The sequence below is a fragment of the Rhodococcus sp. Q genome, from assembly GCF_005503035.1.
Lineage (GTDB): Bacteria > Actinomycetota > Actinomycetes > Mycobacteriales > Mycobacteriaceae > Rhodococcus_G.
The window spans coordinates 1-26,607 of record NZ_SCOY01000049.1; the positions used below are offsets into that span (position 1 = coordinate 1).

A 26,607-nucleotide genomic window follows, 5' to 3' on the forward strand; every position below is an offset into this window, starting at 1 on the left:
CGTTCGGTCAGCGTCGCACCGACCGCGGCGGCGCCCCCACCCCCACGGTCGGTGCGACGCTGACCGAACGTGAATCCGATGTCGCACGCCTACTGGTGACGGGATTGACATACCGCGACATCGGGTCCCGGCTGTTCATCTCGGCGAAGACGGTCGAGCATCACGTCGCCCGGATCCGTCGCAGGCTCGGCGCGCAGTCCCGAGCGGAGATGCTGTCCATGCTGCGCGCCATGGGTCACGGCGCGTAGCGGGGACGAGGGTCACCTCGCGAGCACCACCGACGCTTCCGCGGTCAGCGCCGAGAACGTCAGCGTCTCTTCGAGGTACAGCGTGACCTCGGTGGCGGTGTGGCTGTCGTATCCGATCGACAGGTCGACACCGAGCGTCAACTGGTTGTCACCGCCACGGGTGGACAGCACGTAGCCGCCCCGCACCGCGGGTGCCCACACGATCTCGCTCACGAGATTGACGAGGTGGTCGTATACGGGATGGCCCTCGTCCCGGGTCTCGGCGACCGCGGTGTACGCGTCGGCATCGAGCACCAGCGCGTACGGGCCCTCCACACCGGCGAGCCGCAGCGCCGACAGCGCGGAGACCACCGCGTCGGGCACCGCGAGCGGGTCCTCCGGCAATTGCAGGACGGGGTTGCTCGACGACGGTCCGAGCCCCAGAATCCCTGCTTCCTCGTAGCCTGCGAACACGGCCTGGTCCTCCGCGAAGGCGATGGCCTTGGCGGCGTCCTTGACCGGTTGCCAGTCGGAGTCCAGCGACCCGCGCGCCACGTCGTCGATCTCGGCGCGGCTCAGGGTGAACGGGTAGCGCAACTCGACCAGGGGATGCACCTCTCGGAGCTGCGCCCGAATTCTGCTGTCGGAGGCGGTGATCGGCTTGACCCGTCCGACGTTGTGCGCCGAGTACGAGTAACCGTACGGTCCGGCAACGTCGACGACGCGTCTGCCTGCGACATGCCGTTTGAAGGTGCGGGCGGCCTCCTCGCCGATCTGCTCCCACGCAGCATCGGTGACCGGGGCGAGTTGGCGGTGCAGGTTGCTGGACTGGGTCATTGGGCTACTCCCTTGAGGTCACCGATGTTCAGGGACGTTCCGTATTTCGCGGCCAGGTCCGCGGATTCGTCGGCGTCGGGCTCGGCAGTCTCCGCGTCCGGGTCCGCGAGCGCTTCGAGGACCGTCACACTCGGTACGAAGAAGAGCGTGCCGGTGACCGCAGTGGAGAAGTCGAGGATGCGGTCGTGATTGCCGGGTGGGTCGCCGAGGAACATGTGCCGCAGCATCTCCTCGGTCACGTCCGGCGTCCGCGCGTATCCGATGAAGTACGTGCCGTACTCCCCTGCCTCGATGCTGCCGAACGCCATGTTGCCGCGCAGGATCTCCCGCTCGGTGCCGTCGTCGTCGACGAGGGTGTTGAGCGCGACATGCGAATTCGACGGCAGCGACTCGAGTTCGACGTTCTCGAGCTTCGTGCGCCCGATGACCCGCTCCTGGTCCTCCGTCGCGAGCCCGCCCCAGGAACCCATGTCGTGCAGGTACTTCTGCACGATCACGTAACTGCCGCCCGCGAACTCGGCGTCCTCGTCGCCGATCAACGCGGCATCGAAGGCGCCCGTGCCCGTCGGGTTCTCCGTCCCATCGACGAAACCGAGCAGGTCGCGGGCGTCGAAGTAGCGGAACCCCGTCACCGCGTCGACCACCGTCGCGGCATCGCCGAGTGCGTCGCGGATCTGCCGCCCCAGCTCGAAACACAGGTCGGCGCGCGACGCCTTGATGTGGAACAGCACGTCACCCGGCGTCGCGGGCGCGTGATGCACCGGCCCGTCCAGTGGAACGAACGGATGCAGATCGGCGGGTCGGGTCGATTTGCCGAGCCGATCCCAGAATTCCGAACCGACGCCGACGACGCAGTGCAGCGAGCCCGCGAGTTCACGGAACCCGACTGCCCGCACGAGCGCCCCGACATCGGCGGCCACCCCTGCGACCGTCGCCGCGTCGGCAGGTTCCGGGCCCGCGGTGACCACGAGAAACAATGCCGACGTGGTGAGCGGGTCGAGGATCGGCTGGGTAACGGGTCGACTCATGAGCACTCCAGACATGTCCGTGGTGCAGTTGTTCGTCGAGCCTAGGCGGGCTCGACGCCGCCTGCCGGACGACATGCCCTCCGCGATCAGCGAGGCGCAGGATCATCGGGTTCGAGCACCATCACGGGGATTCGCCGCCCGGCCGCCCGGTCGACGTAGTGCTCCCACGGCGGATACGAGCACACGGCCAGCGCCCACAGCCGGTCCCGTTCCTCCCCCTCGGCCTCCCGGGCCCGCACGCGCCGCGGCGCGTGCGGCGGGATCACGAGCGTCGCGGACGGATGGGCGCGCAGGTTGTGGTACCAGGCCGGATTGCCGGGCCTGCCGTAGTTCGACGCGATCACCACCACGCGGTCACCGTCCGGCAACCCGAGCATCGGGCAGGTGCGCGGCTCCCCGGTCCGGGCGCCCGTCGTCGTGAGCATCACGGTCGCCCGACCGCTCATCGGGCCGGTCAACGTGGCCCGCCCCTTCGTCACCCGGTACACGAGACGATCGACCCGGTGCCAGGGGACGCGGGTGTTCATCCATTCCGCGGGCGGGGTCGTGGACCACCGCTGCATCGCGCGCTGGAACCAGTTCGCGTCACCATCGGTGCGCATGTCTTCGACGCTAGTCTCTCGATTTCGCTTCGATGCACCTGGCAGGGTATCGGCGCCGACGACATGCGGCGGGGCGGCGACTGAACGCCTGGGGCGAAGAAGAGCGGATCGGGAGACATGCCCTGGTCCGGTAACGGACGTGAAGCGAAGCCCGATTACTGTGACGCGGCGGCGCAGGAGTTTCGCCGGGGGGACGGACGAGTCGGGGGACTCAGAAACAAGGGGGCATGACGATGACGGTCCAGCACGGGATAGGTCTCGGTGTCGGCAACACCGACGCGATCGCGGTCCTGCAGTCGTCGGACGCCCCGCTCACGGATCCGTCCACTCTCGTCGAACCCGCGACGCTCCGCATTTCGGCGACCGCCGCGATGCTTGGCGCGCCGCGCAGCGAACCGGGAGTGATCGGCCGGTTCGTCGATGCCGTCGGCGACCCCGACGGCATCACCGCCGCCGACGGCACCGTCTATCTCGCGGAGGATCTCGTCGCGACGGCCACGGCCAGCCTGCTCGCCACCGCTGTGCAGCAGTTCCCCGGATTCGCCGGCAACCCGGCCCTGGTCTCGGTCCACCCGGCCCGCTGGGACGGCTCGCGGGTCGATGCGTTGCGGTCCGCGCTCGACCGTGCCGGCCTGTCGTCGGTGCGCCTGGTGCCCGACGCTGTCGCCGCGGTCGGGTGGTACGAGGCGACGCAGGGACGTCTGGACGGCGGGACCGCCGCGGTGTGCGATATCGGCGCCGCGGGTCTCACCGTGTCGCTGGTCGGCGCAGGTGACGAGCCGCACCTGCTGGTCCCGCCCACCTTCTCGCCACTGTTCGGCGGCGACAGCTTCGACGACACCCTGAGCGAGTACGTCCTCGGTGTCGCCGCGGCCGATCTCGACGGCTTCGATCCCGCCGATGCCGACATCCGCGCCGACCTCGGCCGGTTGCGTGACGGTTGCCGCGCCGCGAAGGAAGACCTGTCGGCAGCGGACGCGGCGACGATCCCGGTGAGCATCGGCGACTCCGCCACCGAGGTGACGGTGACGCGGTCGCAGTTCGACGAGATGATGCGAGGCCCCCTCGAGGGTGCCCTGGCACTCGTCGTCGAGGTCCTCCGTGCCCACGACGTCGACGCGGCGACGCTGCGCGCGGTGGTACTCACCGGCGGGGGCGCGGCAATCCCCCTGCTACTCGAACTCGCCGAACTGGCCGGGTCGCTGCCCGCGCCCGCGGTCGTCGCGCCGAAGCCTGCGCACACGGCCGTGCACGGTGCCGCAATCCTCGCCGCGGGCATGGTCGGCGGTGCAGGCGCCGCGGCAGGCTCTCCCGGCGCTGCGGCCACTGCGGCCGCCGGTGCCGCCGCGGCGGTCGGGGTCGCCGGTGACGCAGTCGACGACGACGCCGTCACCGACTTCCTGCCCGTGGTGGTTCCACAGGAACAGCCGGCGGCGTTCACCCAGGCAGGCTTCGGCAACCCGGTCCTTACCGTGGCGGCGGGTGTCGCGGCCGCTGCAACGCCCGCTGCCGCGGCGCCCGCGGGCGATCCCGCGGATGCATCACCCGTCCGCGGTCGCCGGACGCTCGTCGCCGCAGGCGTGACGCTCGCCCTTCTGTTCGCGACGATTGCGGGCGTCGCGATGACCCGAGGCGAGAGCACCGACATCCCGCCGCAGGGAGTCGTCGCACCTGCCACGTCGACCGCCACGGCAACGACGACGAAGCATGCCCCGACCACGACGACCGCCGCGACTCGGACCACCGAGGCGACGACACCGAGGTCCACCGAGGCCGCTCTTCCGCCGCCCGTCACCACCGCCGTTCCGGTGCCGCCGCCTCCGGTGGTGACGACAGCGAAGCCGCCGGCGCCGACGACAACCACGAAGACGACGACCAAGCCACCGGCGGAGACGGAGGAAGAGGAAGAGGAGGAGACCACGACCACCGAACCGCCGACCGAAACCGAGACCGAAACGGAAACGGCGACGGAAACGGAGCCCACGCCCGAGCCGAAACCCGACCCGGAAACGGACGCCGGGGTCTGAGGACGGAGCCGCTCCGGGGCGGGAATTTCTGATAAGAAATCCTGCTACCAGCAGTTGCCGACATCACATCGAAGTTTCCCCTATGGTAGGGCGTCGTCGTCCGTCCGAACGCCTCCAGAAGGGTCTTCATGCGTCTGCCGCTGGTGCTCCGCGCCGCAATCCTGGCCTCTGCCACGCTCCTCCCTGCCGCCGCACTCGCGCAGGCCGCGCCGCATGAACCCCTGGTGACCGAGAAGCAGGTGACGCAACTCCCCGCGGAGCTCGTCGACGCCATCAAACGCGACCTCAAGCTGACGCCGGAGCAGTACCTCGAGCGTGCCGAACTCGCTCAGCGCCTCGGGACGTACTCCGACGGACTGCGCGAATCGGCACCCGACACCTTCGCCGGGTCGTGGATCGCCACGGACGGGCGTCCCATCGTCGCCGTCACCACCACCGAGGCGGCGCAGCGGGTGTCGGCGGACGGCTACGGAACCCACATGGCCACCAAGTCCGAGCGCCAGCTCGAGGCCGCCCGAGGCCAGCTGAACCAGTGGATCACGGCGCTCCCGCAGGACGTGTCCTCGCAGGTGAACTCGACATCGATCGACGTGCTGAACAACCAGGTCGTCATCGACGTCGTGAACAGCCCGATCGGACGCGCACTGAACCTGCCGACCCTGCTCGCCCAACTGAAGGTGATCGTCTCCCCCGGCGGCGGTGGCCCCGTCGATCCGCGTCCGCAGGGCGGCGACACCTACGTCACCACCGCGAAGCCACTGTCCGCCGCGACACCCGTGGAGGAGATCGGGGTGTGCTCGTTCGGTTTCAACGCCGTCGGCGCGGACGGTGACGCGTACAACGTCAGCGCCGGGCACTGCGACCCGGCCCAGGGGCAGTCCGGCGTCGCCGGCGGGTCTCCGGTGTACCTTCCCAACCACACGGACGTCACCCGCAGCACCGAGATCGGCAGCTTCGAGCACTCCGAGATGGGCGTCAACGCCGAGGGCCTCGACTACTCGGTGATCGGTCTGAACAAGGCGGGCGTCGACGCAGGCCTGAACCACCCGACCGTCCGCGGCGCCAACGGAACCACCGTCACCGTCACCGGCACCGCACGACCGATCGTCGGGGCACCGATCTGCAAGTCCGGTCAGACCTCCGCCTTCACCTGTGGGATCGTGCTCGCCGACTCCGTCGACGTGCCGCTGGACCTGGCGAACGGAACCAACCGCCTCGTCCGCGGATTCGCCGGGTCCACCTGCACGCTCAGCGGCGACAGCGGCGGAGCGATCCTCACCGGCACCCGAGCGCTCGGCATCTCGTCCGGATCCAACGCGAGCGGCGCCCCCAACTGCACCGAAGCGAACCTGGTCCTCGCCCTCGACGGCGGCACCGCGAGCATCGGTGTCCCGATCGAGAAGATCGTCGAGCGCGCCAACGCCACCCTCGGCCGCGATCTTCGGATCCGCACCCAGGACGCACCCGCCTGACGGAACTAACGCCACGACGACGGCCGCACCGGAACCACCGGTGCGGCCGTCGTCGTTTCCCGGCACCGTCGAGCCGGATGCGCCATCTCGCGTGATTCGGATGAGACGTCCCCGGTGATTCGGATGAGACATCCCCGGCAATTCGGATGCCGCCACTCCACAAATCCGCGAGACGGTGTTTTCTCGGCGCTCCAGGCCATATAGTCATGGGCATTCGACCCGGACCCGCGGCGCCCGGCCGTGCCCGCATGCCTGCCTCACGTCAGTCGCGTGTCCCCGAACGGAAGGTCCTCATGCGCAGCACCCGCGCGCTTCGCGCCGCGATGATCGGTTCCGCCGCTCTACTCCTGCTCGCTCCCGCGTTCGCACACGCGGCCCCCGCCACCCCCGCTCCCGCCGCGGCGCTGCCCGAGGATCTCGTCGCCGCAGTCAAGCGCGACCTCGGCCTCAGCGCGGAGGAGTACCTGACGAAGGCCGACGCAGGCCAGAAGCTGGTGGCATTCGCCAACGAGATGCGCACCCGATTCCCCGACGTGTTCGCAGGCGCATGGCTCGACCCGGCCGGCAAGCCCCTGGTCGGACTCGCCGACGGCACCGACACGGACGCCGCCCGTAAGGCCGTCGAGGATGCCGGTTACACGGTCAAGGACCTGCCGCGCAGCGAGCGGGCCCTCGAGGACCAGCTGACACAGGCGCAGAAGTGGATCTCCACCCTCCCCGAGCCCCTGGCCGGCCTTGTCGGCGGCGCAGCGGTCGACGTCGTCAACAACAACCTCGTGCTCCGCGTCTCGAACACGGTCGAGGTCGGCGGATTCCAGGTGCCTGACTTCCTCGAAGGCGCGGTTCTCGCTCTGCAGCCTGCGCTCGGTTCGGTCGCACCCGTCGCCGACAACGGCGGCGCACCTGACGACGCACTCTTCGGCGGCGACTCCTACGCCGCCGAGAACGCCGAGGGCGCATTCCGCTGCTCGCTCGGGTTCAACGGCGTCGACGGCTCCGGTGCCACCGTCAACATCTCGGCAGGCCACTGCGACCCGAACCACGGCGCTCCCGGGTCCAAGGTGTTCCAGATGCCCGCCGACGGCGTGTTCGGACCGCAAATCGGAACGTTCAAGCGCACCAACCTCGACGGACTCGACTTCTCGATCATCGACATCGAGGACTCTGCCGACCATCGCTTCCAGAACAACCTGGTCCGCGTGCCCGGACGCTCGCCGCTGCACATCACCGGCACCGCCGACCCAGTCGTGGGCGCACCCGTCTGCAAGTCCGGCCTGACCACCGGCTTCACCTGCGGCACCATCAACGCCGTCAACCAGACCGTGGGCGTGGGCGCACGCGTCCTGCGGGGCGGCTTCTCCGCCAACATCTGCGCGCTGCAGGGCGACAGCGGCGGCACCATCGTCACCGGCGACCGCGCACTCGGCATCTCCAGTGCCTCCAACGTCGCCGACCTGAAGTTCTGCGAGGTCGCTACGGTCATCACCACGATCGTCGGGGACAGCCCGCAGTTGTTCGCGACGCCGATCAACGCGATCATCGGTGCCAACCCTGGCCTGAAGGTTCGCACCAGCTAGACACCGCATGACGCACATTGTGCGCGGGTCCCCAGGTCGGGGGCCCGCGCACAGTTCGTTGCGGGCAGGTGACGAGTAGCGTCACCGCATGCTCGAGCCACAGGGTAGAATGCCCGAAGTTGTTGCTGGCGAATCTTTTTCGCACTGACAACGAACTGACTGGGGGGATCCAGTCGGGCAAGCCGCCGACCCAACGGGTCGGCCTACACGACAAGGAAGTGCAATGGAGGAACTGCTCCCCGTTCTGATGAAGTCCCTTGGCTACGTCTTCTCGATCGCCACGAACGCAGGCGGCGCCGGGCTGTCCTGAGACTGCCCTGATCGAGGCCGGGACGCGCACGCGTCCCGGCCTCGACTCGTTTCACGGCAAGCCTGCAACACAAAACGAGCGGCCCGCCACCTCCCTCGGAGATGGCGGGCCGCTCGGCGCGTACCGGGTGAAACTACTTGGCCGCGTAGACCGTGGTGCCCGGCTCGGCCATCAGGGTCTGGCCCAGGCCGATGCCCGCAGCAATCAGCGTCGGCCCACCGACGACGATGGTGCCGATGACGCCGCCGATGCCCGCGCCGACCGGAACGGACACGAGACCAGCGGGGCCACCGAGGAATCCAAGACCACCCGCGACGGCACCGATGATGGTGCCGATCAGGCCACCGGAAGCGGTAGCGACGGCGAGCTGCGAGGTGAAGGTCTGCTGCGCCCTGAGGTTCTCGTCCGGCGAGGCGATGTCCTTGATCGCGAGACCGGCGCCGTTGATCGGCTGCGCGGTCACGTCTCCGCGAATGGACTTGGCCTTGCCAAGGTCGAAGACCGGGGTCAGGGTGACGGTCTTGCCGTCCTCGCTGATCTTCTGGTCCATCGGGAACTGCAGGGTGTTGAGCTGGAACGCGAGCGGGAGGCTGACGACGGCATTGCCGCGACCGTCCTGCAGCTCGATGTTCTTGCCGTCACCGGACACCTTGAACGCACCCGCGTCGATGGTGGTGACGACGGACGTTCCCTCGACCTTCGAGCTCCAGTCGATGGTCTCCGGCGCCGGGTTGGCGCTGGCGGTGCCGACACTGACGCCGAGTGCGGCGATCGCCAGCATCGACGTGACGGCAGACTTCCTGAGCTTCATTCGGTATATCCCCTCCGGAATGACTCGCGGTTTTGCGAGAAAAGACACAGCAACACACGCACACTAGTCTGTGAACCTCCTGAGAACAACGACTTCGCGTCAAAGTTAGGAAACCCTCAGGACATCACTAAGTTACTGGTCAGTTGCCTAACTTAGGCTAACCTGCGCGGATCGACCGGTACACGAGCCTTTACGGTGAACGCAAGCACTACTGTGCACCCGGGCGAAAACCCGGCGCACGCAGCCGTGACATGATGTGAAACCAAATGCTACCGGCGGGTAACTTAGGTACCTTACGCTTGCAGGCGTAACCGTCGGAGAAGGAAAGGCCGTGACATGAATGCCCTGACGATCACGTTGGGCACGATCGGCGTACTGCTCAGCCTCGTGTGCTGGGCCTCGTTCCTCAGCGGGGCCTGGACCATGGGCAAGACAGTGACGATCGGTCAGCCCGCGCCCGACCGGTGGCGCCCGTTCTTCCCCCGCTTCAAGCAGATGATCATCGAGTTCATCGCGCACACCCGGATGCAGAAGTTCCGCACCGTCGGCTGGGCGCACTGGCTCGTCATGATCGGCTTCCTCGTCGGCGCCCAGTTCTGGTTCATGGCGTATGGCCAGACCTTCGATCCCACCTGGTCGTGGCCGATCATCGGTGAGACGTGGTGGTTCCACCTCGGCGACGAGATCCTCGGCGTCGGCACGGTCGTCGGCATCGTCACGCTGATGGTGATCCGCCAGCTCAACCACCCGCGCCTGCCCGAGCGCCTCTCCCGCTTCAGCGGATCGAAGTTCGGCCCCGCCTACTTCGTCGAATGGGTCGTGCTCACCGAGGGCATCGGCATGGTGCTGGTGAAGGCAGGCGTGCTGTCGCTGCAAGGCCACTCCAGCTGGACCGACCCGGTCACCGGCCTGATCGCCAATGTGATCCCGGCGAACGTCACGCTGGTCTCGATCTTCGCCTTCGTCAAGCTGATGTCCGGCATGGTCTGGCTGTTCGTCGTCGGCCGCAACATCACCTGGGGTGTCGCCTGGCACCGCTTCTCCGCGTTCCCGAACATCTACTTCAAGCGTGAGAACGACGGCGGCGTCGCCCTCGGTGCCGCGAAGCCGATGATGTCCAAGGGCAAGGCCCTCACCATGGACAACGTCGACCCGGACACCGACACCCTTGGCGCCGGACGCATCGAGGACTTCTCGTGGAAGGGCTGGCTCGACTTCACCACGTGTACCGAGTGTGGACGCTGCCAGTCGCAGTGCCCCGCGTGGAACACCGGTAAGCCGCTGTCGCCGAAGCTGCTCATCATGTCGCTGCGCGACCACGGCTACACCAAGGCCCCGTACCTGCTGGCCGGTGGCCGCAAGGACATGGGCGGCGACGAGGTCGGCCTCGTCGACGCCGAAGGCAACGTCAACGAAGCCGCGCTCGCGAAGATCCCCGAGGCCGCGCGCCTCGAAGCCGAGCGCAAGCTCGTCGGCGAGACCGCCGAACTGGTCGCCGCGGGCGAGCAGGCCCCCGTCATCGACCTCGAAACCCTGTGGTCGTGCACCAACTGTGGCGCCTGCGTCGAGCAGTGCCCCGTCGACATCGAGCACGTCGACCACATCATCGACATGCGCCGCTACCAGGTGCTCATCGAGTCGGAGTTCCCGACCGAGCTCGCGGGCCTGTTCAAGAACCTCGAGAACAAGGGCAACCCCTGGGGCCAGAACTCCAAGGACCGTCTCAACTGGATCTCCGAGATGGACTTCGAGATCCCGGTGTTCGGCAAGGACGCCGAGACGTTCGACGACTACGAGTACCTCTTCTGGGTCGGCTGCGCCGGCGCCTACGAGGACCGCGCCAAGAAGACCACCAAGGCCGTCGCCGAGCTCCTCGCGACCGCGGGCGTGAAGTTCATGGTCCTCGGCGCCGAGGAGACCTGCACCGGCGACTCCGCACGTCGCGCCGGTAACGAGTTCCTCTTCCAGCAGCTCGCGATGCAGAACATCGAGGTCCTCAACAACGTCTTCGACGGCATCGAGGAGTCCAAGCGCAAGATCGTCGTCACCTGCGCGCACTGCTTCAACGCACTCGGCAACGAGTACCCGGAGGTCGGCGGCCGCTACGAGGTCGTCCACCACACCCAGCTCCTCAACCGTCTCGTGCGGGCGAAGAAGCTGATCCCCGTCGCGTCGGTGCAGGAAGACGTCACCTACCACGACCCGTGCTTCCTGGGTCGCCACAACAAGGTGTACGACGCGCCGCGTGAGCTGATGGCCGCGACCGGCTCGAACCTCAAGGAAATGCCTCGCCACGGCGAGCGGTCCATGTGCTGTGGCGCAGGCGGTGCCCGCATGTGGATGGAGGAGCAGCTCGGCAAGCGCATCAACGTCGACCGCGTCGACGAGGCACTGTCCACCGATCCGAAGAAGATCGCGACCGGCTGCCCGTTCTGCCGCGTCATGCTCACCGACGGCGTCACCGCTCGTCAGGAGCAGGGCCAGGGCGAAGGCGTCGAGGTCGTCGACGTCGCGCAGATGATGCTCGAGTCCATCACCCGCCTCGAGCCGGCGCAGCTGACGGAGAACCTCGTCGTCGTGCAGACGCCGCGGGAGGCCGTCGTCGCCGAAGCCGCACCCGTGGTCGAGGAGGCACCGGCCGAGGCCGAGGCTCCCGCTGCGGCCGTTGCCGCGACGGTTGCCCCGAAGGCAGGCGGACTGCAGATGAAGGGCGGCCTGAAGGGTCCCGGGCCGAAGGCCCCGGGTGGTGCGCCGAAGGCGGGCGGACTGCAGATGAAGGGCGGGCTCAAGGCTCCCGGTGGCGCTGCGGCTGCAGCCGCGCCGGCCGCCGAGGCTCCGGCTGCTGCTCCCGCCGCGAAGGCGGGCGGACTGCAGATGAAGGGCGGACTGAAGGCTCCCGGTGCCAAGGCCGCTGCGCCTGCCGCACCCGCTGCCGAGGCCGCAGCTCCCGCTGCCCCGGCCGCCAAGCCCGGCGGACTGCAGATGAAGGGTGGGCTCAAGGCCCCCGGCACCAAGGCTCCGGGTGCGAAGGCTCCGGGCGCGAAGGCCCCTGCCCCGGCTGCTCCCGCTGCCGAGGCTGCGGCACCGGCCGCCGAGGCTCCGGCCGCTCCGGTCGCCAAGCCCGGCGGGCTCCAGATGAAGGGCGGACTGAAGGCTCCGGGTGCGAAGAAGGCCGCCGCGCCTGCTGCTCCGGCTGCGCCTGCTGCTCCGGTCGCCGAAGCCCCCGCTGCCGAGGCTCCCGCAGCACCTGCTGCCGAGGCTCCGGCGCCGCCGCAGCCGAAGGCGGGCGGACTCGGATTCAAGGGTGGCGCAAAGGCGCCCGGCGCCCGTAAGGCCGCGGCACCCGCCGCCGCCCCGGCACCGGCTCCCGGCGAGGAAGCCCCGGTCGAGGAGGCACCCGCCGTCGCGGAGGCACCCGCTGCTCCGGCGGCCGAGGCTCCGGCGCCGCCGCAGCCGAAGGCAGGCGGACTCGGGTTCAAGCCCGGCGCCAAGGCCCCCGGCCGCAAGTAGTCGCGCAGTACGGAACGCGCCCCCACCGGATTCGGTGGGGGCGCGTTCTGCGTTCTCCCCCACCCAAAACCCATGCGCACGCCAGTTCCCGCACCCACACCCCCACTGCACGCCCAACACCCCTGCGCACACTCCAGAACCCCTGCGGACGTCCGCACAGCAACCTGCGCCCGACGTCCTGTGCACAACTGCGGCTTTCATCCACAGGCACCGCCTGCACCAACGGTTGCTGGGCAGGGCGTCCGGGACGATACGGCCATGGGCGAATTCATCATTCGACGCGCCGAGGCACTGCGGCGTGGCGCGACGGATCGCGAACTTCAACGCCAATGCCGAACCGGGGCGTGGAAGCGACTGCACCCCGGACGATTTGCGCACGCCGCGACGTTTCTCGACCTCGACGTGAACGCTCGGCATCGGCTGGCGGCCGAAGCGGTGCTCGACGTGGCGTCTCCGGAAGCGGTGCTCAGCCATCAATCCGCGGCAGTGGTGCACGGTTTCGACCTGTGGAACACGTCGCTGTCGCGGGTGCACCTGACGCGGAACCGGTCGTTCGGGGGCAGCGTCAGCCCTCGGCGACAGGTGCACTCGGTGCCGCTGCCGCCCGAGCACGTGACAACCCTCGACGGTCTGCGCGTCACGACGCCTGCGCGCACCGTCGTCGACCTCGCGGCAACTCTCGGGTTCGAGCAGGCCCTCGTCGTCGCGGACCACGCACTGCACACCCGTGCCGTCACCCGCGCGACTCTGGCAGCGGCCCTCGCGCCCGACCGTAAGCACGCGGGTCGGGTCCGTCGGCTTCTCGATCTCGCGGACGGCCGCTCGGAGAGCGTCGGCGAATCACGCAGCCGCGCACTGTTCGTCCGCGATCAGCTGCCACTGCCGGACCTGCAGGCGACGCTCCACTCGGAGGGTGGCATTCGGCTCGGGCGGGTCGATTTCCTGCTCGACGGTGTGGTCGGCGAGTTCGACGGTCGCGTCAAGTACGGCCGGCTGGTCCCGGACGGCGAACGGCCCTCGGACGTGTTGTGGGCGGAGAAGGGTCGCGAGGACGCCATCCGGGACGCGGGTTGGCAGGTGGTCCGCTGGACCTGGGACGAGCTCACGACGCCGGGAGTCGTGGCTGACCGTGTTCGTCGGGCCGTAGCGCGTGCCGGACGAGCGGAGCCGCCGTCGGGTCGGGTGACGCGAACTCCACGCCCCGCCTGACCCGACGCCTGCGCACCCCGTTTCGCGCACCCGCACGGGGAATGTGCGACGAGAACCCGTGTGGATGCCCGAAAACCTGTGCGGACCTACACCCGCGACGGCTGCACGTTGATCCGTGACAGGTCGTTCTCGTAGTGCTCGAGCAGCAGCGGATCCATGACCCGACGCCACAGCGGCGGGACGAACGCGAGCACGATGAGCACCGCGTAGCCGGCGGGCAGCTGTGGGGCGTTCTGCATCGAGCGGAGGGTCTGGTAGCGCCGCATCGGGTTCGCGTGATGGTCGCTGTGCCGCTGCAGGTGGTAGAGGAACACGTTGCTGACGACGTGGTCGCTGTTCCAGCTGTGCTCGGGCGCGACGCGTTCGTAGCGTCCATCGGGACGCTTCCCGCGGAGCAGGCCGTAGTGCTCGAGGTAGTTCGCGGCCTCGAGGAACGTGAAGCCGAGGACGGCTTGCACGACGAGCCACGGCGCGACGGACCACCCGAACGCGGCGATGAGGACGGCGAACAGCACGACGCTCATCGCCCAGGCGTTGAGCACGTCGTTACGGATGCTCCAGCTACGGGCACCGCGCCGGTGCAGTCGCGCCCGCTCGATCACCCAGGCGGACCGCACACCGCCGATCACCGATCGCGGCAGGAAGGCCCAGAACGACTGGCCGTAGCGTGCGGTCGCGGGATCCTCCGGAGTGGCGACCCGCAGGTGGTGTCCGTGATTGTGCTCGACGTAGAAGTGCCCGTAGAACGACTGCGCGAGCGCGATCTTCGCGAGCCACCGTTCGTGTTTGGGTCGCTTGTGGCCCAGTTCGTGCGCCGCGTTGATGCCGACTCCGGCGACGACGCCGACGGTGGCGGCCATCGCGAATCGTTCCGCCCAACCCATGGGGGCGGTGGTCCACATGTAGCAGGCGAAGACGAGGCCGGCGAACTGCAACGGCAGGAACAGGTAGGTGCACCAGCGGTAGTAGCGGTCGGCTTCGAGGGAGGCCATCACCTGCTCCGGCGGATTGGACTTGTCGACGCCCGCGACGAGGTCGATCAGCGGGACGACGACGACCAGCAGCAGCGCGCCCGACGCCCAGAAGAGTCCGAGGTGGAACCGGTCGACGAGGAACCACCCGAGGAACGGGCTCAGCGGCACCAGCAGCCCGAGGAGCCAGTAGTAGCGTCGACGATCCCTCCATCGGACCGCGGGTGTTGCCGTCCCCCCGTTTTCGGCGCGCGAAACGACCGCCACGATCCTCCATCCCCCTGTAGATACGCGCCTGCCAGATCTGACGCACCGGTAAGTATCACCGGAGGGCCGCGCACCGTTCCAGAGGATGTAGCCCGGATCACACAGGCAGCCACGCTCCGTGCAGTCCGGAGGGAACGCGGATCGGAAGCTCCACCCGCGCAAGAGGGCCCGACGCCGGGTCTGCGGCGGGCAGGATCACGAACCACGACCTCAGGTCGGTGCGGTCGGTGCCGATCATTCCCCAGTAGTCGGCGGTGGCACCGGGGATGTACTGCGGCTCGCCGACAGCCAGTGAGCCGGCGTCCCAGTGCGCCTCTTTGCCCGCGTCCGGGTCGAAGAACCGCAGCGAGTCCCAGCCTGCGGAGTCGCGGCCGAGTTTGCCGACGGTGGCGACGGGTCCGCCGGCGCGGGTGAGGGTGCGGTCGTCGACGCGGGGGAACTCGACGTCGCGGTCGAACACCGTCTGCCGGTCGACGGTGCCGCGCTCGGGGTCGACGACGGCGCGGACGAGTCCGCCCGGGCAGGGTGCGTCGGAGCGGGCGAACCCGTGCGGGTACGCCCACTGCGCGTAGTCGACCTGGACGCGGCCGTCCGGGAGGTCGCGGGCACCGGCGAAGTGCCACACCCAGAACGCGTCGCAACTCGCCCAGCGGACGGGCCCTCCGTCGCGGGGGATAAGGGCGATGCGGGTGCCGTCGTCGGGGCGCCAGTCGAGGAGCGCGCCGCCGGTGAACATGGCGGCGATGTCGAACACCAGCGGGCACAGGACGAGGACGGCGTACCGCTCGGTGAGGGCCATGTCGTGGATCATCATCGGGGTGTCGACGCCGTCGACCGGGGTGGGTGGCCGCGACGTCGTCCCGTCCGCGGCGAGCACCGCCCACGTCAGGTAGGGCGCTTCGAGCATGTAGTTGAAGAGGACGAGTTCGCCGGTCGCGGGGTCGCGTTTCGGGTGGGCGGTGCTGCCGACGGCCATCGCGTCACCGCAGGTCTCCCGCCCGAGGGTGGACAGGTCCGCCGGGTCGAGGCGGTACGGCGGCGCGCTCTCGGCCATCGCGAGGAGCCGTCCGCCGTGCCGGACGATGTTGATGTCGGGCAGGTCGCGACTGGTGCCCGCGAGGTCGGGTCCGACCTCGTCGACGCCGGGTGTGTAGAGGTCGGTGACACCACCCCAGATGGCGTGACCTGCGCGTTCCTCGGCTTCGACCATCGGCGTCCGCACGAAGCGGTTCGTGTAGCGGGCGCGCCCGTCGGCGATCTCGACGCGGTGGACCATCCCGTCGCCGTCGAGGGGGTAGACGTACCGGCCGATCGGGTCGAAGCGCGGATTCGGCCCGTTGCGCAGGTAGGCACCGTGCAGGTCCGGGGGGATTTCGCCGATCACGTCGAGGTCGTGCACGTCGACCTCGTCGCGTTGGGGCGCGAACAGTCCGGTGAGGTGACTGTGGTGCGCCATGTCGACCGGTGCGGGTCGGGGAATGTCTGGTGCGCTCATGGGACTGCCGCTTCCGTGTGGGCGGGTGAGATTCGACCACCGTCCAGAATCCTCCCCCAACGCTCACCCGTCTCGTCCACACGGTTTTTCGGGCTTCCGCGGGGGTTCTGCACGCAGAAATCCCCTGTCGACGCCCGAACGCCTGTGTGAACACGTCCGCGCTCCCCACCGCCCGGCAGTAATTCGCTTTACCTGCAGTGGCACCATGGACGGGTGACCGTCTCGGAGCCCTCCCACCACACCCATGTACCGCCGCGCGTGCTGACGCAGTCCGCGAAGCTGCAGAACGTGCTGTACGAGATCCGTGGCCCGGTACACGCGCATGCGGCGCGGCTGGAGTCGGAGGGTCACCGCATCCTCAAGCTGAACATCGGCAATCCGGCGCCGTTCGGGTTCGAGGCGCCGGACGTGATCATGCGGGACATGATCGCGGCGCTGCCGACGGCGCAGGGGTACTCGGAGTCGAAGGGCATCCTGTCGGCGCGTCGGGCAATCGTGACGCGATACGAGCTGGTCCCCGGCTTCCCGGAGCTCGACGTCGATGACGTCTACCTCGGCAACGGGGTGTCCGAGCTGATCACGATGACGATGCAGGCGCTGCTGGACAACGGCGACGAGGTGCTGATCCCGGCACCGGACTATCCGCTGTGGACGGCGACGACGGCGCTGGCGGGTGGGACGCCGGTGCACTACCTGTGCGACGAGGCCGACGGCTGGAACCCGGACATCGCCGACATCGAATCGAAGATCACGCCGCGGACGAAGGCGATCGTCGTGATCAATCCGAACAACCCGACGGGTGCGGTGTACTCGGAGGAGGTGCTGAGCCAGCTGGTGTCGTTGGCCCGGAAGCACTCCCTGCTGCTGTTGGCGGACGAGATCTACGACAAGATCCTGTACGACGACGCGAAGCACATTTCGCTGGCGACGCTGGCGCCGGATCTGCTGTGCCTGACGTTCAACGGCCTGTCGAAGTCGTACCGGGTTGCCGGATACCGGGCGGGCTGGGTGGCGATCACCGGGCCGAAGGATCACGCGTCGAGCTTCCTCGAGGGCCTCAACCTGCTGGCGTCGATGCGCCTGTGCCCGAATGTGCCTGCACAGCACGCCATTCAGGTGGCGCTCGGCGGATACCAGAGCATCGAGGATCTGATCCTCCCCGGTGGACGGCTGCTCGAGCAGCGCGACGTCGCGTGGGAGCGGTTGAACATGATCCCGGGTGTGTCGTGTGTGAAGCCGCGGGGCGCGCTGTACGCGTTCCCGAAGTTGGATCCGAACGTGCACGAGATCCACGACGACGAGAAGCTGGTGCAGGATCTGTTGCTGCAGGAGAAGATCCTGGTGGTGCAGGGCACCGGCTTCAACTGGCCTAATCATGATCACCTTCGCATCGTGACGCTGCCGTGGGCGCGTGATCTGGCGGTGGCGATCGAGCGGTTCGGCAACTTCCTGTCCAGCTACAGCCAGTAACGGACAGGTCACGACGGCGCGGCGTGGCGAGCTCCGCTGCGTCGGGGGGTGTTCCTTCGTAGGGTGAGATCGGCCCTGTCACCCACCCGCTCGGAGGCCATGCATGACGGTCCGGTCCTTGGCGTTGTCGGTTCTGTGTGCTGCCGCGTTGGCCGTGGCCGCTGCGCCCCCTGTGCAGGCGTTGCCTGCTCCGGCCAGGCAGGACGAGTCCCTGCCGTTCCCATCGGTAGGTGTTCCCCCCGCACTGACGTTTTCGGGGCGCACCGACGACGTGACGCTCCAGATTCCGGTGCCGCAGGGCCTGAGTCCGGTCGCGCTGCGCGGAACCCTGCAGGTGCCGGCGGGTTCCGGGCAGGGATGGATCGACGTCCTGTCGGACGGGCGAACGCTGGGCCGCGTAGACGTTCCCTCGGGCGCACCGACCGTGCCGGTGTCGTTACCGTTGACCGGTGCATCGATCGTCGGGAACACGGCACGAATCACCTTGCGGTCGTATCTGGTTCCCCTGGACGACCAGTGGTGCTCGTACGACTGGTCCGAAGGGTCACTCGCGATCGTCAACGGTGTCGTCGACTTCGCGGGCACGGAAGCGCAGCCGACCGTGCTCGCCGATTTCCTACCGCCCGCGCTGACCCGACTGTCGGTGTACGTGCCGCCGGAGCCGAGCCGCGAGGAGGTCGCGGCGGCGCTCGAGATCGGCGCCGCGATCACCGCCCGGTACGCCAATCAGGATGCGGCGGTGGACCTGCGGGCACTGCCTGCGGGTCAGGATCTGCCGACGGATCCGGCGGGACTGCTGGAGCGTCAGGTCGTGGTGTCCGAGTCGGACGTGAACGCCACGACGCTGTCGACCTCGCCCGCCGGGGTTCCGGTGCTCACACTGAGCGGCAGCGGTGACGGCCTGCTGAACCAGTCGCGACTACTCACGAGCGATCTCGCTGCGGTCACCGTCGCGACGACCGCGATCGCGGGTTCGTTGGACGCCGCACCCGCGGCGGCACAGTCATTGACCACATTGGGCGACTTGGGTGCAAGTGCCCTCACCGCGACGTCGACAGGCCGTGTTCAGGTGCGGGTCGGGATCGACCAGACGCGCCTCGGACAACCATCCGGTCCGGTGCGGGTGCACCTGATCGGCAACTACACGCCGTTGCCGGACACCCAGAACGGGCAGATCACGGTCACGGTCGGTGATACGACATTGGATCAGTGGCCGGTGGACGAGGACGGTCGGATCGATCGGTGGGTGGAGATCCCGTCGAATCTGATGTCTCGGTACACCGAGCTGGTGGTGACGTTGCAGGTGGCCGGCGCGATGGCATGTGGTTCGACGCAGCCGGTGACGCTGACTCTCGATCCCGATGGTGCGGTGCGGAGCGAAGTGCAGGTGCCGCCGCATCCGAGTGGATTCCAGGCATTGCCACAGGGTTTGATGCCGATCGCGCGAGTGGGACTGCAGGAGGACACCTTCGACGATGCGCGTCGCGCCATGTCGATCGTCACGGGGATGCAGGGCTTGACGGTGACCCCGTTCCGTCCGGTCCTGGTCGACTTCGACGACGCCGTGAACTCCGACGTTCCCGCGATTCTGGTCGCGGCGAACGGCGGCCTGCCCGACTCGGTTCCGTTGCCGTTGAAGGTGACCGGCGACGACACGGTGGAGCTGGTCGATCTGACAGGCGACGGCGAGCCGGAGCGAGTCGACGTTCCGGGGCTGCAGTTCGGGTCGTTGCAGGCCGCCTGGGATGCGGAGCGGGACCGGATGCTGCTTGTGGCGACGTCGACGGGGACACCGGAGAGTGTCGACCGGATCCTGGCCTGGTTGGACGCGGACCGCTCACGCTGGTCGTCGCTGTCCGGTGACGCGTTGTTCCAGACCGGTGACCGAGATCCGGTGCAGGTGACGGCGAAACAGCCGGCACCGGAGACCGACGAGACGTCGGATGTGGTGCGGGGCGTACTGATCGCGGGTGGAGTCCTGATACTGGTCGGACTCCTCGTCGCGGCAGCGGTGGCGATCGGGCTGCGGCGCCGTTCGCAGCGGTGAGTCGAGCGATCGATGACGACGACGGAAGCGGTGTCGACGGCGACCGACGGTCCGAGCGTCCGGTCGGTCCTGACACCGCTGGTCGTGCGGTTCACCCTGATCATCGCGTGCACGTTGGTGGCGTTCTGGAGTTCGTTGACGCGGACCACCGTCGACACCCTGCCGGGTGGCATGTACGAGTACATCCTCACAGTGCCCCTGATGGTGTTCGTCGCCGGCATCGGCATCACGCGGCATCGGCACGACGAACTCCCGATCCACGACCGCGAGGTGGACGTGATCGTCGGCGGCATCGCGTTGGCGTTGTCGGTGGCGACGGCAGCCCTGCTGGTCCCCCGATACCGGGACACCTTCTACCTGCTGCGAACCGACCTGCTCGCGATGCTTCTCTTCCTGTTCGGCGCGTGTGTGCTTGTGTTCGGGTTGCGGCCCGCCGGGCGGTACTGGCCGATCTGGCTGGTGGTGGTGACGGTGTCGCCTCTGGCGTACCGCGCGGCGGTGATCTCGCTGGGCGGCACGTGGTTGGCGGCGGCGGTCGTGTCGACGGTGCTGATCGCGATCGCCGCCGGCATCACGGTGGCACGGACCCTGAGGCGGGCGCTGATCGGGACGCTCGGGACGCTCGCGCTCGGATTTCTGCTCCTGGGAGTACAACTGGCGGTGGGCTATCCGGCGGTGGCCGGCGCCCTGTCGTCGCGGCTCGCACCACTGACGGCGGGCACCTCGATCGTGCTGGCGTTCTGGGCGTACTCCGTCCGCATTCGCGAACCGCGCTTGTCGTTCCGCCCGCAACGGACCTCGCCGGTGACACGGCCGTGGAAGGCGGCACTGCTGGTGCTGGCGACGGCGGCTGCGCTGTTCTCGATCCCCCTTCCTGCGGAGTTGATCATTCCGATCGCGACGGGGCCGCCGCTGCCGGAGACTCCCGGCCTCGTCGTCCCGGAGGGGTGGACGCAGACTGGTGTCGAACCGGCGGACTGGGCCCCCCGATTCTTCGGTGCCGGAGCGACGGTCGTGCGTCAGACTTGGACTGCGGATGAGGTGAACCCGGAGTGGGACGACAAGGGCAGGCGCCGAACGGTGGTGGCTGATTCGCTGCTCACCCGCGACCCCGACACGCTGAACGTGTACCCGGGCGAGACGCTGTACTCGACCATCAAGGGCAGGCGGTCGCCGATCGTGTCGGTCGATCTGGGGCACGACGTGCGGGGCCTGATGTACACGATCGTCGACCAGAACCTGTTCCTGACCTGGACGAAACTCAACTTCCAGTGGACTCGTGGTGACGGGACGGTGCAGGTGGTGAACCTGATCTCGGTCGACAACCACGATCCGGGCGCCCAGTTCCCGCAATTGGATCCGGCGGCGCTGTCGGTGGCGACGCAGACGATCAACGTACTCTTCCGCGGCAACGCGGTGCTGGAGGACGAGGAACCGGACTACAAGGATTCCGACATGCTGACCGAGTTGGGGCGTGACGTCGTCGCGACGCAGTGGGAGGTGGCGTCGTGACTGTGTCCTCTCCCCCGCCACATCCGGATTCGGCGTCGGCCGAGTTCCGTGAGCAAGCGCTGCACGACGCCGTGCACGGACTCCGCGAGCGGGATCCTGACGCGTCGGCGTCGGTGGCGTTCGTCTCGTGGCAGCGGATGCTGCTGATCGCGCAGGCGGCGGTGTTCCTCGTGTGTCTGTTCCTGTGGCCGCAGGTGACGCTGACCGTCGTGACGGGGGTGTGCACCGTCGCCTATGTGTTGACGCTCGGCGACCGGCTCGTGGTGTTCAGGAAGGGGTTGGCGGCGGACGCGATCATCCGGGTGAGCGACGAGGAGGCGCGCGCGATCCCCGACGCGGACCTGCCGCCGTACACGGTGCTCGTACCCGCCTACCACGAGCCGGAGGTGATCGGTCAGCTGCTGTCGTCCCTGTCCGTGCTCGACTATCCCCGCGACAAGCTGCAGATCCTGCTGCTTCTCGAGGAGGACGACGACGTCACGATCACGGCGGCGAACGAGGCCGGGGTCGGCGAGCTGGTGACCGTACTGCTGGTGCCCGCGGCCGAACCCCGAACGAAGCCGAAGGCGTGCAACTACGGTCTGCACTTCGCGACGGGCGACATCGTCACCATCTACGACGCCGAGGACGTGCCGGAACCCCTGCAACTGCGCCGGGTCGCCGCGACGTTCGCGACGCGGGACGAGCGGGTCGCGTGTGTCCAGGCCAAGCTGGAGTACCTCAACGGCGGGCAGAATCTGCTCACGGGCTGGTTCACCGTCGAGTACGGCGTCTGGTTCAGCTATCTGCTTCCCGGCCTGATGCGGTTGAAGGCACCGATCCCGTTGGGCGGCACGTCGAATCATCTGCGGCGCTCCGTCCTCGACGACATCGGCGCGTGGGACCCGTTCAACGTCACCGAGGATTCCGATCTGGGTGTGCGGATCGCGGCCCGCGGATACACGACGGCGGTGCTGGAGTCGACGACGTTGGAGGAGGCGAACAGCGATCCGATCAACTGGATGCGGCAGCGGTCCCGTTGGTACAAGGGCTATCTGCAGACGTGGCTGGTGCACACGCGGCATCCGGCGCGGTTGTGGCGGCAGATCGGGGCGTGGCCGTTCGTGCGGTTCACGCTGCTGCTGGCGGGGACTCCCCTGATCGCGTGCCTGAACATGCTGTTCTGGTTCATCACGATCGCCTGGATCCTGGGTCAGCCGGTCCTGATCGGCGACATCTTTCCGCCCTGGGTCTACTTCCCGGCGTTGGTGTGCCTGTTGTTCGGCAATGCCGCGACGATCTACATGAACCTGATCGGCGCCCGGGAGACGGGGAATCCGCGACTGGTGTGGTCGTGCCTGCTGGTGCCGCTGTACTGGCTGTTGATGAGCATCGCCGCCATCAAGGGCGTGTGGCAGTTGCTGTTCCGCCCGTCTTACTGGGAGAAGACCTTTCACGGTCTGGCCGGCGAAGCCGACACGACGGTGGACGCGGCGGGCGCCGCTCAGTCCGAGAGCGGGCCGCGATGACGTGGCTCACGCGCGTGTTCCTGCGACCTACCGTTGCGGTGTTCGCGGCGAGCGCCCTGCTGTACCTCGTCATCGGCTGCCTGCTGGCCGTGCACGCGGAGTTCATGCTCGGCGACGCGCTCAGCCGGGTGCAGTCGGCGCAGGGTGTGCTGTTCAGTCGCGACCCGCACCTGGCGAGCATCGGGTTCATCTTCACTCCGATGACGGCGCTGGTGGAGATTCCGTTGACGGCGTTCAGCCCGTGGTTTCCGAGCCTGACGAGATACGCGATGGCCGGAGTGATCATGTCGTCGGCGTTCATGGCCGGTGCGGCGGTGCAGATCTGGGGTATCGGCCTCGACCGTGGGGTGCCGCGCTGGCAGCGGGTGGCGATCACCGTCCTGTTCGCGGTGAACCCGATGATCGTGTTCTACGGCGCGACGGGGATGAGCGAAGCACCGTTCGTGTTCCTGATGTGCTGGTGCGCCCGGCGTCTGATCCGGTGGACGAGCACCGACGACGTGCACGACCTGATCGGCGCGGGTATCGCGTTGGGGCTGGCCTATCTGACGCGTTACGACGCGGGCTTCCCCACCCTGGTCGGTGCCGCCTTCGTCGCTGTGGTGACGTGGCGTCGTGCCCAACGGAACCGGTGGCAGACGGCGTTTCTGGATGCGGTGATCCTGGCGGCACCGGCGGCGTTGGCTTTCTTCGCTTGGGCGGGTACGAGTTGGCTGCTGACGGGTCAGGCCTTCGCGCAGTTCAGTTCGCAGTACGGCAACACGGCGATCCTGGATCAGGTCGGCGGTCCTGCGGAGTCGGGCACTCGCACGTTCGCGTACTCGGCGGCGGAACTCCTCGTTCTCGCTCCCGCGCTGCCCGTCCTGGTTCCCGTGATCGTGGTCCTCGCCGTGCGACGTCGCGATCTCGAAGTACTGGTGACGACGTTGATCTTCGGATCGGTGCTGGCGTTCCAGGTGTACTCGTACGCGGCGGGCTCGACGTTCCCGTTCCTACGTTTCTACATCTGCGTCATTCCGCTGATGTGTGTCTACGCGTTCCAGGTGTTCCCGGCCCGGGGCGATCTCCATCCGCGGCGGCCCGGCGTGTTCGCGGTGCCGCACGCGATGCCCCCACCGCGGCTGCGGGGTGTCGCGGTCGCAGCCACGGTGCTGGTGGCGCTGTGCCTTCCGGTCACCGCCATCGGCATGGAGAGCCGCAGCCTGTCGGTGCAGCAGTACGCGGTCGGTGCGCTGCTGCCGTTCGATCCACAGGAGGGCACCGACATGGACCAGCAGCTACGGATTCTCGAGTCGTTCGGAACGGAGCGCGAGATGGCGGATCGCCTCGACGCGATGGATCTGCCGGACGGGTCGATTCTGGTGGACAGCCTGTACGGATTCGCAGTGGTGGCGGCATCGAAGTATCCGAAGCGGTTCGTGCTGCCGTCGGATCGCGATTTCGTGTCGATTCTCAGCGATCCAGCCGCCAGCGACGTGAAATACATTCTGACGGTGCCGAACTCGGGACGCGGCACCGCGGACGCCGTCAACCGGCGTTATCCCTCCATCTACTCCAACGGTGCCCAGATCTCGATGCTGGAGCTGGAGTTCCCGAACGACGGTGCGGATCAACCGGATTGGCGGATCTACCGGGTGTTGACCAACCCCGACGACGCCACCGAACCGGAGTAGCGGTCAGTACGCCGCCAGGAGGTCGAACAGCGGATCGTCCGGCCCGATGTCGTAGGTGCACTCGTCCGGGCGGGGATCGGGCACGAACGACCACAGCAGCGCCCCCGCTGTTCCCGCGGCGCGCTGCCCGTCGATCTTGGCCTTGACGTCGGTGACGCGCCGCGCCAGTGGCAGACAAGAACCTGCCGCCTGTCCGATCTCGGCGACGAGCAGTGGCTTGCCGAGTGCGCGAGCCTGCTCCAGACGTCGCGCCAGACCGTTCCACTTGTCGCCGGGCAGCGGCACTCCGTCGGAGTGGTAGTCGTGGTACTGCAGGATGTCGATCCACGGGGACGCGCCGACGTATTCGTACTCGTCGCCCTGGGCGCCGCACTGGCCGCCCCCTGCCAGTCCTGCGGTGATCGGCGTGCCGGGTGCGATGCCGCGGATCAGGCGACCCGACTCGTCGAAGAACGCGCGCAGCACCTGGGCGGCGCCGGGAGGGCAGTAGCGGTCGTCGACGTCGCACGCACCGCCCGGGCCGATCGTGCAGACGGCGGGTTCGGGTTCGCCGACGGCTTCCCAGGCGGCGAGTGCGGGCGAGTTTCGGTACCGAGCGACCACGGCCTCGGTCCACGCCGCGAACGACGGTTCGAGTCCGTGCGGACGGGTCTTCCAGCCGTCGACGTACCAGCCGTGGTCCTTGAACACCTCGTCCTCGCAGGACCCGTCCATCGCGGTCAACACCGGGATCACCAACTGGCCGTGCCGCTCCGCGGCCGCGAAGACACGGTCGATCGACGTCCAGTCCCGGGTGCCGGTGTACTTGTTCGTGGCTAGGGATTCGAAGGCATTGAACCTCGTCAACGATCTTGCCGGCAGCCGCGAGAAGTAGTCGTCGGGGTCGACCTGGGCGCCGCAGCCGACGTTGACCGACCAGTCGGTCGCCAGCTGGTACGCGTTCATGCCCACCGGCCACCAGGGGCGACCGTCGAGGGTGAGCCCCGTCCCGGCTGTCCCCACCCGGGCAGCGCGTTGTGGACTGCCGACGGCCGGGGTGAGCGCCGCGATCCCGAGAATCACCACCGTCACGACGGCTGCTCGTGCCCAGCGTCGAACGAACGCGGCAGCCACCATGCGTCCGACGCTACCCGCCGGCGCAGCATGCGGTCACGGCCCTCACCCGCCCGGAACGCGATCCGATACCGTCATCTGCGTGTCCAACGAGAGCAGCAGTGCCCCAGGTCAGCGCGACGTCATGTCCGTGTACGACGCCATCCGGATGCGCCGGGACGTGCGCGCCGAGTTCACCGGCGACCGAATCGACGAGGAGCAGCTGAACCGGATCCTGCGGGCTGGCCACAACGCGCCGAGCGTCGGCAACACGCAGCCGTGGGACTTCGTCGTCGTCCAGGATCGCGGCACCCTCGACACGTTCGCAGAGCACGTCGCCGGGTGCCGTCGCGCGTTCGCGGACTCGCTGCCGCCGGAGCGTCGTGCGACGTTCGATCCGATCAAGGTCGAGGGCATCCAGGAGTCGGGCACGGGCATCGTCGTCACCTACGACCCGTCGCGGGGCGGGGCGAACATCCTCGGCAGGCACACCGTCGACGACACGGGAGTGTTCTCCGCGGTACTGGCGATTCAGAACATCTGGTTGTCGGCGGTAGCGGAGGGCATCGGCGTCGGGTGGGTGTCGTTCTACGACGAGGCCTTCCTGACCGACCTGGTGCGCGTTCCGGCTCCGGTGCGACCGATCGCGTGGCTGTGCGTCGGTCCGGTGTCGCAGTTCCAGGAGACGCCGGACCTCGTGCGTTTCGGCTGGCGTGACGGTCGGCCGCTCGAGGACGCGATCCATCGCGAGACGTTCTGATCTCGACGCGACACGCGGGTTCGGCGCCGCCACCTGCCGTGATCCAGTTCTCAGCATGAATCTCGACCTGGAGTGAGACAGATTGCACATCACCATGTAAATTCGGTGAGGACACCATTGGTGTCCAGCACGCTCGATTGCACCTCCCCCCCTGTGTGCAATCGAGCCGGTGGCGGGGAGACACCCCCCTGTACCCCGCCAC

General features: G+C 68.3%; 19 protein-coding genes. 12 read left to right on the plus strand and 7 right to left on the minus strand.

Features of this window, described 5'->3' with window-relative positions:
* Window positions 1-248 (plus strand): response regulator transcription factor (locus FFS72_RS24875; protein ID WP_137876458.1); only part of this gene is annotated, 248 nt, incomplete at its 5' end.
* Window positions 249-260: 12 nt separating this feature from the next.
* Here the strand turns inward: FFS72_RS24875 and FFS72_RS24880 are convergent.
* The 3 genes from FFS72_RS24880 to FFS72_RS24890 all read right to left on the minus strand — a co-directional run bounded on the left by FFS72_RS24880 (window position 261) and on the right by FFS72_RS24890 (window position 2,694).
* Window positions 261-1,064: a family 1 encapsulin nanocompartment shell protein gene (locus FFS72_RS24880; protein WP_137876459.1), complete on the minus strand. Its 804-nt coding sequence runs from the start codon at window positions 1,062-1,064 to the stop codon at window positions 261-263.
* Window positions 1,061-2,092: a Dyp-type peroxidase gene (locus FFS72_RS24885; RefSeq protein WP_137876460.1), complete on the minus strand. Its 1,032-nt coding sequence runs from the start codon at window positions 2,090-2,092 to the stop codon at window positions 1,061-1,063. The genes FFS72_RS24880 and FFS72_RS24885 overlap by 4 nt, the downstream gene beginning before the upstream one ends.
* An 86-nt stretch (window positions 2,093-2,178) precedes the next feature.
* Window positions 2,179-2,694 (minus strand): nitroreductase/quinone reductase family protein, encoded by a 516-nt coding sequence (locus FFS72_RS24890; RefSeq protein WP_137876461.1) that lies wholly within the window; start codon window positions 2,692-2,694, stop codon window positions 2,179-2,181.
* A gap of 227 nt (window positions 2,695-2,921) precedes the next feature.
* Here FFS72_RS24890 and FFS72_RS24895 point away from each other — a divergent pair, with 227 nt between their 5' ends.
* From FFS72_RS24895 to FFS72_RS24905, 3 genes are all read left to right on the plus strand, one after another.
* Window positions 2,922-4,721, plus strand: a complete 1,800-nt coding sequence (locus FFS72_RS24895) for an Hsp70 family protein (RefSeq protein WP_137876462.1) — start codon at window positions 2,922-2,924, stop codon at window positions 4,719-4,721.
* Window positions 4,722-4,849: 128 nt separating this feature from the next.
* The gene (locus FFS72_RS24900) at window positions 4,850-6,193 is read left to right on the plus strand and encodes a S1 family peptidase (RefSeq protein ID WP_137876463.1); all 1,344 of its coding nucleotides are present in this window, start codon (window positions 4,850-4,852) and stop codon (window positions 6,191-6,193) included.
* A gap of 293 nt (window positions 6,194-6,486) precedes the next feature.
* Entirely contained in the window at window positions 6,487-7,770 is a 1,284-nt protein-coding gene (locus FFS72_RS24905) for a S1 family peptidase (RefSeq protein ID WP_137876464.1), read from the plus strand.
* 443 nt (window positions 7,771-8,213) lie between these two features.
* Here FFS72_RS24905 and FFS72_RS24910 read toward each other — a convergent pair whose 3' ends face one another.
* Window positions 8,214-8,891, minus strand: coding sequence for a DUF8020 domain-containing protein (locus FFS72_RS24910; RefSeq protein WP_137876465.1), 678 nt, complete (start codon window positions 8,889-8,891; stop codon window positions 8,214-8,216).
* A gap of 336 nt (window positions 8,892-9,227) precedes the next feature.
* Here FFS72_RS24910 and FFS72_RS24915 point away from each other — a divergent pair, with 336 nt between their 5' ends.
* Window positions 9,228-12,401: a (Fe-S)-binding protein gene (locus FFS72_RS24915; RefSeq protein WP_137876466.1), complete on the plus strand. Its 3,174-nt coding sequence runs from the start codon at window positions 9,228-9,230 to the stop codon at window positions 12,399-12,401.
* Between the two features lie 258 nt (window positions 12,402-12,659).
* Window positions 12,660-13,610, plus strand: coding sequence for a type IV toxin-antitoxin system AbiEi family antitoxin (locus tag FFS72_RS24920; protein WP_137876467.1), 951 nt, complete (start codon window positions 12,660-12,662; stop codon window positions 13,608-13,610).
* An 86-nt stretch (window positions 13,611-13,696) separates the two neighbouring features.
* Here FFS72_RS24920 and FFS72_RS24925 read toward each other — a convergent pair whose 3' ends face one another.
* Window positions 13,697-14,848: an alkane 1-monooxygenase gene (locus tag FFS72_RS24925; RefSeq protein ID WP_137876468.1), complete on the minus strand. Its 1,152-nt coding sequence runs from the start codon at window positions 14,846-14,848 to the stop codon at window positions 13,697-13,699.
* A 97-nt stretch (window positions 14,849-14,945) separates the two neighbouring features.
* Entirely contained in the window at window positions 14,946-16,343 is a 1,398-nt protein-coding gene (locus FFS72_RS24930; RefSeq protein ID WP_137876469.1) for a carotenoid oxygenase family protein, read from the minus strand.
* A 213-nt stretch (window positions 16,344-16,556) separates the two neighbouring features.
* On the opposite strand from FFS72_RS24930, the gene FFS72_RS24935 reads away from it, so the two are divergent.
* The 5 genes from FFS72_RS24935 to FFS72_RS24955 all read left to right on the plus strand — a co-directional run bounded on the left by FFS72_RS24935 (window position 16,557) and on the right by FFS72_RS24955 (window position 24,553).
* Window positions 16,557-17,813: a pyridoxal phosphate-dependent aminotransferase gene (locus FFS72_RS24935; RefSeq protein WP_050065359.1), complete on the plus strand. Its 1,257-nt coding sequence runs from the start codon at window positions 16,557-16,559 to the stop codon at window positions 17,811-17,813.
* A 103-nt stretch (window positions 17,814-17,916) separates the two neighbouring features.
* A complete protein-coding gene (locus FFS72_RS24940; RefSeq protein ID WP_137876470.1) occupies window positions 17,917-19,860 on the plus strand; it encodes a hypothetical protein in 1,944 nt (647 codons plus the stop codon).
* Between the two features lie 12 nt (window positions 19,861-19,872).
* Complete coding sequence (locus FFS72_RS24945) at window positions 19,873-21,372, plus strand: hypothetical protein (protein WP_137876471.1); 1,500 nt, start codon at window positions 19,873-19,875, stop codon at window positions 21,370-21,372.
* Complete coding sequence (locus FFS72_RS24950) at window positions 21,369-22,880, plus strand: glycosyltransferase (RefSeq protein ID WP_171018817.1); 1,512 nt, start codon at window positions 21,369-21,371, stop codon at window positions 22,878-22,880. Before FFS72_RS24945 ends, FFS72_RS24950 begins: the two co-directional genes overlap by 4 nt.
* Entirely contained in the window at window positions 22,877-24,553 is a 1,677-nt protein-coding gene (locus tag FFS72_RS24955; RefSeq protein ID WP_171018818.1) for an ArnT family glycosyltransferase, read from the plus strand. Before FFS72_RS24950 ends, FFS72_RS24955 begins: the two co-directional genes overlap by 4 nt.
* 3 nt (window positions 24,554-24,556) lie before the next feature.
* Here FFS72_RS24955 and FFS72_RS24960 read toward each other — a convergent pair whose 3' ends face one another.
* A complete protein-coding gene (locus FFS72_RS24960; protein ID WP_137876472.1) occupies window positions 24,557-25,669 on the minus strand; it encodes a glycoside hydrolase 5 family protein in 1,113 nt (370 codons plus the stop codon).
* A 121-nt stretch (window positions 25,670-25,790) separates the two neighbouring features.
* Here FFS72_RS24960 and bluB point away from each other — a divergent pair, with 121 nt between their 5' ends.
* Entirely contained in the window at window positions 25,791-26,405 is a 615-nt protein-coding gene (gene bluB, locus FFS72_RS24965; protein ID WP_137876475.1) for a 5,6-dimethylbenzimidazole synthase, read from the plus strand.
* Window positions 26,406-26,607: the final 202 nt, after the last annotated feature.

Excerpts from the sequence above, each read along its gene's own strand:
- FFS72_RS24880 (WP_137876459.1), bottom strand. The coding sequence starts at position 1,064 with ATGACCCAGTCCAGCAACCTGCACCGCCAACTCGCCCCGGTCACCGAT.
- FFS72_RS24885 (WP_137876460.1), bottom strand. The coding sequence starts at position 2,092 with ATGAGTCGACCCGTTACCCAGCCGATCCTCGACCCGCTCACCACGTCG.
- FFS72_RS24890 (WP_137876461.1), bottom strand. The coding sequence starts at position 2,694 with ATGCGCACCGATGGTGACGCGAACTGGTTCCAGCGCGCGATGCAGCGG.
- FFS72_RS24895 (WP_137876462.1), top strand. The coding sequence starts at position 2,922 with ATGACGATGACGGTCCAGCACGGGATAGGTCTCGGTGTCGGCAACACC.
- FFS72_RS24900 (WP_137876463.1), top strand. The coding sequence starts at position 4,850 with ATGCGTCTGCCGCTGGTGCTCCGCGCCGCAATCCTGGCCTCTGCCACG.
- FFS72_RS24905 (WP_137876464.1), top strand. The coding sequence starts at position 6,487 with ATGCGCAGCACCCGCGCGCTTCGCGCCGCGATGATCGGTTCCGCCGCT.
- FFS72_RS24910 (WP_137876465.1), bottom strand. The coding sequence starts at position 8,891 with ATGAAGCTCAGGAAGTCTGCCGTCACGTCGATGCTGGCGATCGCCGCA.
- FFS72_RS24915 (WP_137876466.1), top strand. The coding sequence starts at position 9,228 with ATGAATGCCCTGACGATCACGTTGGGCACGATCGGCGTACTGCTCAGC.
- FFS72_RS24920 (WP_137876467.1), top strand. The coding sequence starts at position 12,660 with ATGGGCGAATTCATCATTCGACGCGCCGAGGCACTGCGGCGTGGCGCG.
- FFS72_RS24930 (WP_137876469.1), bottom strand. The coding sequence starts at position 16,343 with ATGAGCGCACCAGACATTCCCCGACCCGCACCGGTCGACATGGCGCAC.
- FFS72_RS24940 (WP_137876470.1), top strand. The coding sequence starts at position 17,917 with ATGACGGTCCGGTCCTTGGCGTTGTCGGTTCTGTGTGCTGCCGCGTTG.
- FFS72_RS24945 (WP_137876471.1), top strand. The coding sequence starts at position 19,873 with ATGACGACGACGGAAGCGGTGTCGACGGCGACCGACGGTCCGAGCGTC.
- FFS72_RS24955 (WP_171018818.1), top strand. The coding sequence starts at position 22,877 with ATGACGTGGCTCACGCGCGTGTTCCTGCGACCTACCGTTGCGGTGTTC.
- FFS72_RS24960 (WP_137876472.1), bottom strand. The coding sequence starts at position 25,669 with ATGGTGGCTGCCGCGTTCGTTCGACGCTGGGCACGAGCAGCCGTCGTG.
- bluB (WP_137876475.1), top strand. The coding sequence starts at position 25,791 with ATGTCCGTGTACGACGCCATCCGGATGCGCCGGGACGTGCGCGCCGAG.